This window comes from Polaromonas sp. 39-63-25 (assembly GCF_002278925.1).
Taxonomy (GTDB): Bacteria; Pseudomonadota; Gammaproteobacteria; order Burkholderiales; family Burkholderiaceae_C; genus Polaromonas.
On record NZ_NCJH01000007.1, the window covers coordinates 182,872 to 196,436 of the forward strand.

12 protein-coding genes are annotated in these 13,565 nt (G+C 61.4%); 6 read left to right on the forward strand and 6 right to left on the reverse strand.

Annotated features, from left to right (window positions below; all coding sequences use genetic code 11):
• The first annotated feature begins 7 nt into the window (after positions 1-7).
• Complete coding sequence (locus B7X65_RS10635; RefSeq protein WP_293594276.1) at positions 8-2,434, forward strand: penicillin-binding protein 1A; 2,427 nt, start codon at positions 8-10, stop codon at positions 2,432-2,434.
• Here the strand turns inward: B7X65_RS10635 and cyaY are convergent.
• Positions 2,424-2,780, reverse strand: coding sequence for an iron donor protein CyaY (gene cyaY / locus B7X65_RS10640; protein ID WP_293594277.1), 357 nt, complete (start codon positions 2,778-2,780; stop codon positions 2,424-2,426). The two genes, B7X65_RS10635 and cyaY, sit on opposite strands and share 11 nt — an antisense overlap.
• Before the next feature lie 12 nt (positions 2,781-2,792).
• On the opposite strand from cyaY, the gene B7X65_RS10645 reads away from it, so the two are divergent.
• The 3 genes from B7X65_RS10645 to B7X65_RS10655 all read left to right on the forward strand — a co-directional run bounded on the left by B7X65_RS10645 (position 2,793) and on the right by B7X65_RS10655 (position 5,307).
• The gene (locus B7X65_RS10645) at positions 2,793-3,092 is read left to right on the forward strand and encodes a lipoprotein (protein ID WP_293594278.1); all 300 of its coding nucleotides are present in this window, start codon (positions 2,793-2,795) and stop codon (positions 3,090-3,092) included.
• Positions 3,093-3,103: 11 nt separating this feature from the next.
• Complete coding sequence (gene lysA / locus B7X65_RS10650; RefSeq protein ID WP_293594279.1) at positions 3,104-4,393, forward strand: diaminopimelate decarboxylase; 1,290 nt, start codon at positions 3,104-3,106, stop codon at positions 4,391-4,393.
• An 86-nt stretch (positions 4,394-4,479) separates the two neighbouring features.
• Positions 4,480-5,307: an MBL fold metallo-hydrolase gene (locus tag B7X65_RS10655; RefSeq protein ID WP_293594280.1), complete on the forward strand. Its 828-nt coding sequence runs from the start codon at positions 4,480-4,482 to the stop codon at positions 5,305-5,307.
• 71 nt (positions 5,308-5,378) lie between these two features.
• On the opposite strand, the gene B7X65_RS10660 is transcribed toward B7X65_RS10655, so the two are convergent.
• From B7X65_RS10660 to B7X65_RS10680, 5 genes are all read right to left on the reverse strand, one after another.
• Positions 5,379-6,023 (reverse strand): sulfite oxidase heme-binding subunit YedZ, encoded by a 645-nt coding sequence (locus B7X65_RS10660; RefSeq protein WP_293594281.1) that lies wholly within the window; start codon positions 6,021-6,023, stop codon positions 5,379-5,381.
• 69 nt (positions 6,024-6,092) lie between these two features.
• Entirely contained in the window at positions 6,093-7,091 is a 999-nt protein-coding gene (gene msrP, locus B7X65_RS10665) for a protein-methionine-sulfoxide reductase catalytic subunit MsrP (protein WP_293594282.1), read from the reverse strand.
• Between the two features lie 77 nt (positions 7,092-7,168).
• Positions 7,169-8,518: a c-type cytochrome biogenesis protein CcsB gene (gene ccsB / locus B7X65_RS10670; RefSeq protein WP_293594283.1), complete on the reverse strand. Its 1,350-nt coding sequence runs from the start codon at positions 8,516-8,518 to the stop codon at positions 7,169-7,171.
• Complete coding sequence (locus B7X65_RS10675; RefSeq protein WP_293594284.1) at positions 8,515-10,758, reverse strand: cytochrome c biogenesis protein ResB; 2,244 nt, start codon at positions 10,756-10,758, stop codon at positions 8,515-8,517. Before B7X65_RS10675 ends, ccsB begins: the two co-directional genes overlap by 4 nt.
• A 178-nt stretch (positions 10,759-10,936) precedes the next feature.
• The gene (locus B7X65_RS10680; protein WP_293594285.1) at positions 10,937-11,581 is read right to left on the reverse strand and encodes a c-type cytochrome; all 645 of its coding nucleotides are present in this window, start codon (positions 11,579-11,581) and stop codon (positions 10,937-10,939) included.
• A gap of 221 nt (positions 11,582-11,802) precedes the next feature.
• Between B7X65_RS10680 and yihA the strand changes: the two genes are divergently transcribed.
• Both yihA and B7X65_RS10690 read left to right on the forward strand, forming a co-directional pair.
• Positions 11,803-12,534: a ribosome biogenesis GTP-binding protein YihA/YsxC gene (gene yihA, locus B7X65_RS10685; RefSeq protein ID WP_293594460.1), complete on the forward strand. Its 732-nt coding sequence runs from the start codon at positions 11,803-11,805 to the stop codon at positions 12,532-12,534.
• Between the two features lie 104 nt (positions 12,535-12,638).
• Entirely contained in the window at positions 12,639-13,565 is a 927-nt protein-coding gene (locus B7X65_RS10690) for an alpha/beta fold hydrolase (RefSeq protein WP_293594286.1), read from the forward strand.

The window sequence follows — 13,565 nt, forward strand, 5'->3', positions numbered from 1 at the left end:
TAAACCCATGCCGTCAAATTCTTCGACTTCCGAATCCCGCCCCTCCCCTGCCAGCCAGCGGCCCTGGCCGCTCAAGTTGCTCAAGGCCTTTGCGTGGGGCTTGGGTCTGGCGCTGGCTGGCCTTGTTTCACTCCTGATCATCATTGCGGTTGCGCTGGCGGTCGCCTACCCGAACCTGCCGGATGTGTCCGATTTGCTGGACTACCGACCCAAACTTCCTCTGCGCGTCTATTCAGCGGATGCGGTTCTGATTGGTGAATTCGGCGAGGAGCGCCGCAACCTGACACCGATAGGCGAGATACCCAAGGTCATGAAGGATGCAGTGCTGGCCATTGAGGATGCACGCTTCTTCTCCCATGGGGGGGTTGATTACATCGGTGTGATCCGGGCCGGCCTCGCCAATGTGGGGCGAGCCAAGAGTCAGGGCGCCTCGACTATTACCATGCAGGTCGCCCGCAACGTCTACCTGTCCACCGAAAAGAGCTACACGCGGAAGATCTACGAGATTTTGCTGACCTTCAAGCTGGAACACCTTCTGAGCAAGGACCAGATTCTGGAGATCTACATGAACCAGATCTTCCTGGGGCAACGCGCTTATGGCTTTGCCGCCGCGTCCGAGATTTATTTCGGCAAGCCTCTCAAATCCATCAGCATTGCCGAGGCCGCCATGCTCGCGGGGCTGCCGAAGGCCCCTTCCGCCTACAACCCGGTCAGCAACCCCAGGCGAGCCCGGGCGCGTCAGCTTTACATCATTGAGCGCATGGAAGAAAACGGCTTTATCACGCCGGAACAGGCGGTGATGGCCAAAAACGAGGAGGTCAAGGTCAAATCCGGCCCTGACACTGGGCGGGTGCATGCCGAATTTGTGGCAGAAACCGTGCGCCAGCTGGTTTATAGCCAGTATGGCGACGAGACCTACACGCGCGGCCTGAATGTCTTCACCACCTTGCGGGCTGCCGACCAGACCATGGCTTACAAGGCGCTGCGCAAAGGCATCATGGATTATGAAAGGCGGCAGATCTACCGCGGCCCCGAAAAATTCATTGCCCTGTCCAGCGATCCCAAGGAAACCGAAGACGCGATTGACGACGCATTGGCCGAGAATCCGGACAACGATGACGTGATGTCGGCTGTGGTGCTGGAGGCCGGACCGAAAAAAATCGTGGCCCTTCGCCAGAACAGCGAAACCATTGAAATCACCGGCGACGGCCTCAAACCGGCCCAGTCGGGCCTGTCCGAAAAAGCGGCACCCAACATCAGAATCCGTCCCGGTGCCCTGATCCGCGTGACCAAAACACCCAAAAATACTTGGGAAATCACACAACTGCCGGAGGTCGAGGGCGCTTTTGTGGCGCTGGACCCGCGCAACGGCGCCATCAGGGCGCTGGTCGGCGGCTTTGACTATGAGAAAAACAAGTTCAACCATGTGACGCAGGCCTGGCGCCAGCCTGGTTCCAGCTTCAAGCCGTTTATCTATTCAGCCGCCCTCGAGAAAGGTTTCACCCCGGCGACGGTCGTTAACGACGCGCCCTTGTTTTTTGACGCAGGCGTCACCGGCGGCCAGCCTTGGGAGCCAAAAAACTATGACGGCACCTTCGAAGGCCCGATGAGCCTGCGCCGGGGTCTGGCCAGGTCAAAAAACATGATTTCCATCCGGATACTGCAGGCCATCGGCCCCAAATATGCCCAGGAATGGGTGACCCGGTTTGGTTTTGACGGTGACAAACACCCGGCCTACCTGACGATGGCACTGGGCGCCGGCTCGGTCACACCGCTGCAAATGGCCATCGGCTATTCGGTGTTTGCCAATGGCGGCTACCGCGTCAATCCCTACCTGATCACCAAAATCACCGACCAGAAAGGCAAGGTTGTGGTCGACAGCCCGGTGCCAACACTCGACGAGTCGGTTCGTGGCATCGAAGCGCGCAACGCCTTCATCATGTCCAGCCTCTTGCAGGAAGTTGCCCGCAGCGGCACCGCCGCCAAGGCCCAGGCGACCCTGAAACGGCCAGACCTCTATGGAAAAACCGGCACCACCAACGATTCGATCGACACCTGGTTTGTGGGCTTCCAGCCGACCCTCACTGCAGCCGTATGGATGGGCTACGACACGCCGAAAAAACTCGGTGACCGGGAGACCGGGGGCGGCCTGAGCCTGCCGGTCTGGATCAACTTCATGGACTACGCGCTCAAAGGCGTTCCGGTGACCGAGTTTTCAGCCCCCGAGGGTGTTGTCAATATCGGCGGAGAGTGGTTTTATGATGAATACGCCAAAGGTTCCGGCATCAGCAGCGTCGGACTGGGAGACCGTCCCGCCGCAGGCGCCGGGGTCGACAACCCGATCACCGGCCAACCAGTCCCCCCCGGCGCCACCATCCAGACTCCGCCACCGAGCGATGAACGTCGCCGGATTCTGGATCTGTTCAAGAACTAGCGGAGCGCGCGCCTGACGGTGCGCTGAACACGAGCGGCTGCCCGGCCTGCGCGCTGGCGTAGCGCGACAGCTCAGCAAACAGCGCGCTGCCATCCTTGGTGTCTGTCCAGTGGCCCTGGTTGAATCTGTAATGAAAACCGCCAGCGCGGGCGGCCATCCAGATTTCCTGCAGCGGCTTCTGGAGATTGATGATGATCTGGCTGCGGTCGGCAAAAGTCAGCGTGATCATGCCCCCGGTTCTCTGGTTGTCGACGTCGGCATCCGTTTCGTCGTTGATGCGGTCACACGCCATTTCAATCGCCTTGAGGGCGGCCTCGGCTTGGTCCAGATATTCCAGGTCGGTCATTACAATCCCATCATGTTTGCAAGATTTCAAATCCAGCGTCAAATTCTAGGCCGCCGCCAGGCTGCCTCCTGCGCTCATGGCCTTTCAACCGCCGCCGCGGCCCTGGCCATTGCCATGGGTCTTGCCGCTTGCGGCCAGAAGGGCCCCCTTTTTCTCCCGCCGCCGCCCAAAGCCCGTCCGGCGGGCATTGCCCCTTTCGCGGCGCCTGCGCCCGCCGCCGCCGCCAGCGCACCGGAAAGTGCCACAGCCGTCCCGACCGATCTGCCGGCACCGCCACCCGCATCCGGTCCCGCGACCTTGCCGCTGCGATGAAAGCGCCGGGCATGAGCACCACTGCATCAACCGCCCTGCCGGGCGCACCCCAGCTGGCCTACCGCCAGGACGGCCTGTACCTCGAAGCGGCCCGCCTCGATACCCTGGCCAGCCAGTACGGCACACCGCTGTTCGTGTATTCCAAAGCTGCCATGCTGGCGGCCCTGGCGGCTTACCAGCAGGGCTTTGCCGGACGCAATGCGCAGATCTGTTATGCCATGAAGGCCAACTCCTCCTTGGGCGTGCTGCAGGTGTTTGCCCGTGCAGGCTGTGGCTTTGACATTGTCTCCGGCGGTGAGCTTGAGCGGGTGCTGGCGGCAGGCGGCGATGTGCGCAAAGTCATTTTTTCCGGGGTCGGCAAAACACGCTCCGAAATGCAGCAGGCCCTGACCGCAGGCATCGGCTGCTTCAATGTCGAGAGCGAGGCCGAACTGGATGTACTGTCCGGGGTGGCGCTGGCCATGGGCCGCATCGCGCCGATCAGCATTCGCGTCAACCCGAATGTCGACCCGAAAACCCACCCCTATATCTCGACCGGTCTCAAGGGCAACAAGTTCGGTGTGGCGCACGAGGATGCACTGCGGATTTACCGATACGCGGCGTCGCTTGAAGGACTGCAGGTAGTCGGCATCGACTGCCACATCGGTTCGCAAATCACCGAAACCACCCCTTACCTGGACGCGATGGACCGGGTGCTGGACCTGGTCGACAGCATAGAAGCGGCGGGCATCACGATTGAACACATCGACTTTGGCGGGGGCCTGGGCATCAATTACAACCAGGACGCACCGCCCGCGGCAGATGTGCTCTGGCAGGAACTGCTGGCCAAACTGGATGCACGCGGCCATGGCGGCAAAAAACTGATGGTCGAGCCGGGTCGCTCGCTGGTGGGCAATGCCGGCGTCTGCCTGACCGAGGTGCTTTACCTCAAGCCCGGTGAGCAGAAGAATTTCTGCGTGATCGACGCCGCAATGAACGACCTGCCGCGTCCCGCCATGTACCAGGCGTTTCATGCCATCGTGCCGCTTGAGACGCACCAGGACAGGCAGGAGTCGTCCTACGACGTGGTTGGCCCGGTCTGCGAAAGCGGCGACTGGATAGGCCGTGACCGCACGCTGGCTGTGGCCGCAGGCGATCGTCTGGCCGTGCTTTCGGCGGGCGCCTACTGCATGAGCATGGCGAGCAACTACAACACGAGGGGCCGTGCCGCCGAGGTACTGGTCGATGGTGAACAAGCCCATCTCATACGCAAGCGCGAAACAGCGGCCGACACCTTCCGCGGCGAAAAATTGTTGCCCTGAGGACAACGTCACTTGATACTCATCAAATGACCCTTGCAGGGGTGGGGGTAGAGTCGATTTACTTCAAATCGACGTTAAGCACTGACATGGCTCTGGAACTTTACCGCGACAAAAATCACGCCTGCCTGATGTTCACCGACCTCATTGAGGAAGATGGACAAGCGGTTCAGGCCAACCAGTTTCTCATCGTGGACCACGGCACGGGGGCCATCATTGATCCCGGCGGCAACCTGGCCTACAACGAACTGTTCATGGGCATGACGCAGCATTTTCCGCCGCACAAGCTGTCCTACATCATCGCTTCACATGCCGACCCCGACATCATCGCTTCACTGGATCGCTGGCTAAGCAGCACCCAGGCCATGCTGGTAATTTCAAGGGTGTGGGAGCGTTTTGCTCCGCATTTCACCAAGGTCGGCAAGACCGAAAACCGTGTGATCGGCGTGCCCGACGGTGGCGGACGCCTGCCTCTGGGTGCCAATGAACTATGGTTGATCCCGGCGCACTTCATGCACTCCGAAGGCAATTTTCACTTCTACGATCCGATCAGCCGCATCCTGTTCACCGGCGATCTCGGCGTGTCGATGATGTCCGGCGCCCAGGCGCGCCAGCCGGTCACCAGCCTCAAGCCGCACATACCCCTGATGGAAGGTTTCCACCGGCGCTACATGGTCTCGAACAAGATCCTGCGGCTGTGGGTCAACATGGTGCGCCCCATGGACATCGCCATGCTGGTGCCGCAACACGGCGCACCGATCGTCGGCAAGCAGGCGGTGAACGAATTCTTCGACTGGATTGAAAACCTGATGTGCGGCATCGACCTGTTTGACGATCGCGCTTACCAGTTGCCGACGGCAACCATCGACCCGGTCGCACGCCAGACCCGGCCGGCACTGCGTGCCGTGAATCGCTAGGTTTCAGGCAAAAACATGCTCCAGCCCTTATCTATCATGCGTCTTCAGCTCCTGATTCAGGAGCATTTGCTTCACTGCAGGCGCCTTGCGGCGGCAGGATGGGGACCGGCCGAACGCTTGCGCCGGCCCCAGCGCTGCCAGACGCGCCAGCCCAGCAGCGCCGCGATGATGGCCGCATAAACCGACACCTCGGCAAAATCGTTTTTGCCTGAGCGCATCCAGAAAAAATGCAGAAGGCCTAGGCCCGCAATCAGGTACACCAGCTTGTGCAGCATCTGCCAGCGCTTCGCACCGAGCTGGCGGATGGCCGCGTTGAATGAGGTCGCAGCCAGCGGTGTCAGCAGCAGGAAAGCGGCAAATCCCACCAGGATGAACGGCCGCTTGATGATGTCCTTGACGATATCAGCCACATCAAAGCTCATGTCGAACCAGCTGTAGCTGAGCAGGTGGAGCAGCACGTAAAAATACACAAACAGCCCCAGCATGCGGCGAAAACGCGCCAGCGCGGGCGTGTTGCTGATCACCCGCAGCGGTGTGACGGCCAGTACGATGCACAAAAAACGCAGGGTCCAGTCACCCGTTGCCCGGATCAGCGCTTCCGCGGGGTTGGCGCCCAACTGGTTGGTCAGCGCACTGTAGAACAGCCAGATGAACGGCAGCAGGCAGGCAAAAAAGACCACCGGCTTGGCCGCGGGATGGAGGAGAAGTTTTTTCATGGTTGAAAAACCGAATCGGCGCCGAGGTGCATGACGAGGTGTTGCGTCCTGGCGAGCCTCGGCTGCGAATCAATAAAACTTCTTCAGATCCATGCCCGCGTACAACTGCCCCACCTGGGCCTCATAGCCGTTGAACATCAGGGTTTTGCGTTTTTTTGCAAACAGGCCGTCTTCCCCAATACGGCGCTCGGTCGCCTGGCTCCAGCGCGGATGGTCCACGGACGGGTTCACATTGGAATAAAACCCGTATTCGTTGGCAGCCGCCTTGTTCCACGCGGTACGCGGCTCCTTGTCGGTAAAGCGGATCTTGACAATGCTCTTGCCGCTCTTGAACCCGTATTTCCAGGGAACCACCAGACGCACCGGCGCACCGCTCTGCTTGGGCAGCACTTCGCCGTACATGCCGAAACTCAAAAGGGTCAGCGGGTGCATCGCCTCGTCCATGCGCAGCGCCTCGACATAGGGCCAGTCCAGCACGCGCGAGCCGACAAACGGCATGGTTTTCGGATCGGCCTGGGTGATGAACTCGACATATTTGGCGTTACCCAGCGGTTCGACCTTTTTTATGAGCTCCGCCAGCGAATAGCCAACCCAGGGAATCACCATGGACCAGCCTTCCACGCAACGCAGGCGGTAAATGCGTTCTTCCTGGGCGCTGAGCTTGATCAGGTCCTCGATGGCCCAGGTTCTGGGCTGCTTGACCAAGCCTTCGATGGCCACGGTCCAGGGCTTGGTCACCAGGGTGTGGGCATTTTTCGCCGGGTCCGACTTGTCGGTGCCGAATTCATAGAAGTTGTTGTAGCTGGTGACGTCCTTGTAGTCCGTCACTTTCTCCATCGTGACCGCACCCGCCACCCCCGATTTGGCACCGGGCAAAGCCGCCAGCTTGCCTGGCTTGGTGACCGCCTGAGCCAGCGCTTGCCGACCGGCCCAGGATGCGATGGTCGCACCAGCGGCGCCGGAAGCCATCAGCTTGATCAGATTGCGCCGCTGGTGGTAAACGCCCTGGGGCGTGATGTCGCTGGGAATGGCGTGGTCGAAGCCACTGTGGTCGGTCTTGATCAGCATGGTGTGTCCTTGTTGTCGTGGATGGCTGAGAGTTGGTCTTGGTACGCAGCCACTTCTTACAAGGATTCAAACCCCGGCTACAAGGTTCCGTAACTGTGCAGGCCCGACAGAAACATGTTCACCCCCAGAAAGGCAAAGGTGGTGACGGCCAGCCCCACCAGGGCCCACCAGGCGGCCACGGTACCGCGCAGGCCCTTCATCAGCCGCATGTGCAGCCAGGCTGCGTAGTTGAGCCAGACGATCAATGCCCAGGTTTCCTTGGGGTCCCAGCTCCAGTAGCCGCCCCAGGCCTCGGCCGCCCACAAGGCGCCAAGCACGGTGGCGATGGTGAAAAACGCAAAACCGACGGCAATGGCCTTGTACATCACGTCGTCGAGCACTTCGGCGCTCGGCAGGCGTGCCGCAATGCGCTGGCGGCCCAGCAAAATGGCGGCGGCAATCAGGCCGGAGACCAGCAGATAACCGAGCCAGTAATTGGTACCCCCGATTTCGGTTGACTTGCGAAACACAATCGGCACAAAACACAGGACCACGCCCAGCAGCCACAGTGGCGTCAGTTTGTACCAGCGGGTCTCCTGCGCCTGCTGTTTGATCAGGTAAGCCAGCGAGACCATGGCCGCCAGCGAGAACATGCCGTAACCGATGAAGTTGGCCGGCACATGCAGCTTCATCCACCAGCTTTTGAGGGCCGGCACCAGTGGCTGGATTTCATGCGCCTCGCGGACCACGGTGTACCAGAGCAGAAAACCCACGGCAGCACTGACCACCAGCATCACAAACGCACCCATGGTGCGGGTCTTGTACTGCGCTTCGAAGTAAAGGTAGAACGCCGCGGTCATCCAGCTGAACAGCACGAACACCTCGTACAGGTTGCTGACCGGAATGTGGCCGACGTCGGCACCGATGAGGTAACTTTCGTACCAGCGCACCATGGTGCCGACCAGTGCCATGCCCACAGCCACCCAGGCAATCCGCGAGCCCAGCAACTCCATCGTGCCGCTCTGCCCCCGGGCAAACATGCCCATCCAGTAGAACGCCGTGCTCATGAAAAACAGCACACTCATCCAGAGAATGGCCGACTGGCTGGACAGGAAATACTTGAGCCAGAACACCTGTTCGGCGCGTGCCAGATCACCCTGGTAGGACACGATACCGAGCAGCGAAAAGCCCGCTACCAGCAGCATCAGCGCGCGCAGCGGCCGCCAGAACCAGCCCATCGCGATCACGGCAGGAATCGCGCCCAGCAAAATGCCTTTTTCATAGACATCCATGAAAGCGCCGTAACGGGCAAGGGCATACAGCCCGCCGGCCAGCGCAATGGCCGCAAAAATCCAGTCCAGCGCATTGCGCTTGGCGAAATAGCCTTGCTGCAAGCTGATGGTGGTCGCGTCCGTGGTGCGCGAGTTCAGGGTGGTGGTGGTGTTCATCGGGGCACCTGTAAAAGTTTTGTTTTCAGCATTTCAAATTCCTTACCGCCGTCCATGGTCTGGCGATTGGTCGACATGGCCATGGTCGCCTGGCTGCCTGCGCCAGATTCTGGGCCCTTTTTTTCAAGCTCTTTTCCGGGTTCCATGGAATCCGCACCGTCTTCGGCCGGCGCCAGCCAGACCCAGAGGCGTCGTTCGCGTACATAAAGCATGGCAAAGATGCCCAGAATCAGCAAGGCGCAACCGAGGTAGACAATGTTTCTCCCGGGGGCACGCGCCACCTGGAACACACTGGCCTGCAGCTGCGTGAAGTCCTTCAGTTCAAACGCCATGGGCGCCGGGTAATGGTGGGCATCACTGAGAGACAACACGGCCTGTGCCATGAAAGCCTGGGTTTTTTCGTCGCGCGGCAGCGGCTGCAGGCCGCTTTGCTCACGCGTGAGCTGCACCAGTTCAAACAACACGCCATTCAGAATGCGCACCAGCACTTCTCCGGCACGGCTGCGCTCGTCTTCCGGCACGTTGGTTTCCATGAAATCGGAAACCGCCTGCAGTCCGGCCAAGGGCCTGGCCTGGGCTCCGGCCACCGGCTGGTCGGGGCCGGCGAACAGGGCCAGTGCCCGCGACGCGGACGCGGACAGCTGCGCTGCCAGATCAGGCCGGTCCGTCGCGATGGCCTGGCGCACATAACGCTGGACGGCTTTGTCGCGCTGGGCCGGGTCGGCCAGCGCACGACGCAGGCGCAGGAAACCCTCCATGCTGCCTTGGTCGTCGGCGGGGATGCGCAGGTACTGGAATGGCTCTGCCGGGGTATCACGCACGCCCAGCAAAAACAGCGCCGGGCTGAACTCGGCCGTGTCCATCTTGACCGGCAGCATGTAGTTGTGAAACTCCCTGGCCTGGCCAGACGCGTCGCGCAGCTTGTAGCTCACACTGGGGCCGACGTTGCGCAGTTCCTTCTTTTCGCGGGTCTTGTTGGCTGCGCCCAGGCGTGAATCGAGGGCCTGGCGTAAATCGACCTTGCGCACATCCGCGCCCGACGTTGCACCCATGCTGCCCGAGCCGCCAAAATTCTCGACGTTGATGACACGCAGCGCGGTGTACTCCAGCGTCATTTTTTCGGCGCCTTCCCCTTGACCATTCGTCAGGCTGCTGGAGCCGCCAATCGTGCCCTGGATTTCAAAAGGCTTGCTGGCCCCCTGGCTGCCGGTGGCCAGCGGCACCGCCTTGAGCGTGACGCTGGAGCCGCCATCATCAAAGCTGGACTGGTAAATTTCTATGCCTTTGTGGCGGACCGGATGATTGACCTCGACACGGGCCGGGATCTTCTCGCCGGTTTCCTTGTCGTGAATCACGATCTCGCTGGCAAACAGCTTGGGCATGCCGGTCGAGTAGTACTCGACGATGAATTTTTTCAGCTCCACCGCAAAGGGCAGATCCTGCAGCAAAACGCCGCCGGGCTGGTTCAGGATGGCGGTGCTCGACTGCGTGCCCTCGGCGACCAGCAGGTTGGCGCGGAAGGTCGGGTTGCGCTCGCTCAGGCGGTGCTGGGCCGGCACATCGGCAATCAAGCCGCCGCCGGTGTAGATGGTCTTGTTGTTAAGCCACATCTGCGCCCTTACGATCAGGTCGCCATCGAGCAGTCCGCCCACACACACCAGCACGATGGCACTGTGCGCCGCAATGTAACCGAGCTTGTTGGCGGCGCCCGCCTTGGCCGCCACCATCCAGCCTTCGCCGCCGGCGGTGGTTCTCTGCTGCAGCTTGACCTTCCAGCCGCCCTGCACCAGCGTCTGCCCGATGCGCCGCGCGGCCGCTTCAGGCCCTTCATCCAGCGCCGCTTCGGCGCGGTGCCCGAAAGCCTTGAGGCTTTGTTCACGGATGTTTTCCTTGAGCTGGTTCAGGTCAGCGAGGATTTTCGGGGTATTGCGGCTGATGCACAGCGAGGTGGAAACCACCAGAAAGGCCAGGATCAGCATGAACCACCAGGCGCTGTACACCGTGTACAGGCTGACGGCGCCAAACACCTGCGCCCAGAACGGGCCGAACTGGTTGACGTAGTTGCTGATCGGCTCCTGCTGCTTGAGCACCGTGCCTATCACCGAGGCGATGCAGATCACCGTGAGCAGCGAGATGGAAAAGCGCATCGACGACAGCAACTCCACGGTGGAGCGCAGGGCGTGTGAGCCCGCCCTGAGCCTCAGGCCGTGGGTGGAAACTGCGTGGCTGGGAACGGTCATGCGTGGGTGTTCGGTTGGGCGGCAACAAAAAAGGCGGGTCTTCTGCAAAAGACCCGCCCTGTATGGAGTGATTATTCTGGCTGGGGTTCAATACAAACCGGGCGAACCCCTGTATTTTCCCGGAAAAGAGGTTTCACCCTTCCCTCCAGCCATGGATTCCATGGGCTTTTCAGGGAATTCAGCGCAAACCGGCGATGTAGTCAGCCACGGCGCGGATTTCCTTGTCGTTCAGTTTGGCGGCAACCTGCGTCATCTGCAGGTTGTTGTTTCGCCCACCGTCGCGGAAAGTCGTCAGCTGGGCTGCGGTGTATTCGGCATGCTGGCCGCCCAGACGCGGGTACTGCGACGGCATGCCGGCGCCGTTCGGGCTGTGGCAACCGGCACAGGCTGGCACCTGGCGGTCGGAGATGCCGCCGCGGTAGATGCGCTCACCCAGCGTCACCAGTGCCTTGTCCTTCGCGAAACCGGGCTTGGCTTTTTTGCTGGTCACCCAGTAAGCGATGTTTTTCATGTCGTCGTCGCTGAGGGCGCTGGCAAACCCCTTCATGACGGCATTGTTGCGCTTGCCCGACTTGAATTCCTGGAGCTGCTTGACCAGGTATTCGGGGTGTTGCTGCGCCAGTTTCGGATTGGCGGCAATCGCGGAATTGCCGTCCGCCGCGTGGCAGGCGACACACACTGCGGTGTAAGTGGCCTCCCCCTTGACCAGATCCGGCTTGGCCACCTTGGCCGGAGCGGCCTCGCCGGCCGCCCGCGAGACAGCCGGTACAAGCAGCAGGGCGGCAAATAAATAAGTAATCAACGAAGTGGAAACAAGCTTCATATCGGGGGTTTAATAGTTGACTCTAAGTTGGACCAGGCAATCGGCGCACAGCCTTGGGCTGAAATTAATAGCCCGCTGGGGCGCCGACCAACGCAAAACTCCCTGATTTTACAATGGCTTGGGGGACAATCCCAAATATGAGCATATCTCCCCGATCTACACCCGTTAAAACGCAGAAGCCGACCGCCAAACGGGCGCCGCCCAAAGAAGCGGCGGCCAAAATGGCCGCCGCGCTGGCCGCCCAGCCACCCCAGTCCGCCGAGGCGAAAATTGCCATGGGCTGGCTGCATACCGCCAAGTTTCTGACCACGGCCCCCGAACTCAAACACCTGCCGATGTATGAGTTTCCCGAGATTGCCTTTGTCGGCCGCTCCAATGCGGGCAAGTCCACCTGCATCAACACGCTGACGCAGATCAACCGCCTGGCCTTTGCCTCCAAGACCCCGGGCCGCACGCAGAGCATCAATTTGTTCTCGCTCGGCAAACAGGGGGTGACCGATGCGGTGCTGGCCGATTTGCCGGGTTACGGCTACGCAGCCGTGCCCAAGGCCGCCAAATACCGCTGGCAGCAGGTGATGGGCAACTACCTGCAGACGCGCGACAACCTCAAGGGCGTGGTACTGCTGTGCGACCCGCGCCTGGGGCTGACCGAGCTCGACGAAATCCTGCTGGACGTGATCCGCCCGCGGGTCGAGGAAGGCCTGAAGTTTCTGGTGCTGCTGACCAAGTCCGACAAGCTCAACAAGACCGAGGCCGCCAAGGCGCTGTCCATTGTGCGACTGCAGGCTGGCGGCGGCGATGTCAAACTGTTTTCTGCGCTCAAGCGGCAAGGCGTGGAAGAAGTGGCCCAGCACCTGTGGCAGTGGGCTCATCCGCCGGTCAAGCCGGACAAGGCCGCCAAGGCGGTGACCACCCCGCCGCCGGAAGAAGAATCAGAGTCCGGCGAGGCCTGAGTCCCCGCCGGCAAGGCCGGATCTGCCGCTTGTGCATTTTTCAAGCAAAAACTGCCTGCAACCCATATGAAACGGGCGCAGGCAGCTATCGAATACATAGCGACATGGTTGAAATCCGCCAGATCCCCCTGCCCCACGGCATCAGCCTGTCCTGCCACATGGCGGGTGAACCGGGCCGGCCCGTCCTGATGTTCCTGCACGGCTTTCCGGAAGGGGCTTTTGTCTGGGACACCCTGCTGGCGCATTTTGCCAAGCCGGAGAACGGGGCTTACTTCTGCATCGCACCCAACCTGCGCGGTTTCGGGACGTCGAGCGCACCGCCGGAGGTGGACGCCTACCGGCCCAAACACCTGATGCAGGACATCGCCGCGCTGGTGGCGGCAGTCTGTCCGGCCGACCGGCCCCAGCTTGAATGCCTGGTGGCGCACGACTGGGGCGGCGCCATCGCTTGGAACCTGGCCGCCGCCATGCCGCAGCTGATGAAAAAACTCGCCATCATCAACTCGCCGCATCCCGGCACGTTTTTGCGCGAGCTGCAGCACTCGCCGGCCCAGCAGGCCGCCAGTGCCTACATGAATTTCCTGATCCGCCCGGACGCCGAGGCGCTGCTGGCGAAGGACGATTTCCGCCGCCTGTGGCAATTCCTGACCAACGGCAGCGACCATCCGCCGGCTTGGCTCACGGACAGCGTCAGGGACCAGTACCGCGAGGTCTGGCGCGCCGGGCTCACGGGCGGCTGCAACCTGTACCGTGCATCGCCGTTGCGTCCGCCCCGGCTCGGGCCACCGCACAACGACCCGGCCGCTGCCGCCGTCACGCTGGCGCGCGAGCGGCTGACGGTCCTGCTGCCAACGCTGGTGATCTGGGCGCTCGACGATATCGCCTTGCCGCCGGCGCTGATCGAGGGCCTGGCCGACTACGTGCCGGACATGCAGCTGCAGCAGGTGCCGGGCGCCTCCCACTGGATCGTGCACGAGCAGCCCGAACGGGTGGCCGGCTATCTGCAGGACTTTCTGGGCCAGGTCCGTTAG

Excerpts from the sequence above, each read along its gene's own strand:
- msrP (WP_293594282.1), bottom strand. The coding sequence starts at position 7,091 with ATGCTGATCAAGACCGACCACAGTGGCTTCGACCACGCCATTCCCAGC.
- cyaY (WP_293594277.1), bottom strand. The coding sequence starts at position 2,780 with ATGACCGACCTGGAATATCTGGACCAAGCCGAGGCCGCCCTCAAGGCG.
- B7X65_RS10660 (WP_293594281.1), bottom strand. The coding sequence starts at position 6,023 with ATGAAAAAACTTCTCCTCCATCCCGCGGCCAAGCCGGTGGTCTTTTTT.
- B7X65_RS10635 (WP_293594276.1), top strand. The coding sequence starts at position 8 with ATGCCGTCAAATTCTTCGACTTCCGAATCCCGCCCCTCCCCTGCCAGC.
- ccsB (WP_293594283.1), bottom strand. The coding sequence starts at position 8,518 with ATGAACACCACCACCACCCTGAACTCGCGCACCACGGACGCGACCACC.
- B7X65_RS10690 (WP_293594286.1), top strand. The coding sequence starts at position 12,639 with ATGGTTGAAATCCGCCAGATCCCCCTGCCCCACGGCATCAGCCTGTCC.
- B7X65_RS10680 (WP_293594285.1), bottom strand. The coding sequence starts at position 11,581 with ATGAAGCTTGTTTCCACTTCGTTGATTACTTATTTATTTGCCGCCCTG.
- B7X65_RS10655 (WP_293594280.1), top strand. The coding sequence starts at position 4,480 with ATGGCTCTGGAACTTTACCGCGACAAAAATCACGCCTGCCTGATGTTC.
- lysA (WP_293594279.1), top strand. The coding sequence starts at position 3,104 with ATGAGCACCACTGCATCAACCGCCCTGCCGGGCGCACCCCAGCTGGCC.
- yihA (WP_293594460.1), top strand. The coding sequence starts at position 11,803 with ATGGCCGCCGCGCTGGCCGCCCAGCCACCCCAGTCCGCCGAGGCGAAA.
- B7X65_RS10675 (WP_293594284.1), bottom strand. The coding sequence starts at position 10,758 with ATGACCGTTCCCAGCCACGCAGTTTCCACCCACGGCCTGAGGCTCAGG.
- B7X65_RS10645 (WP_293594278.1), top strand. The coding sequence starts at position 2,793 with ATGTTTGCAAGATTTCAAATCCAGCGTCAAATTCTAGGCCGCCGCCAG.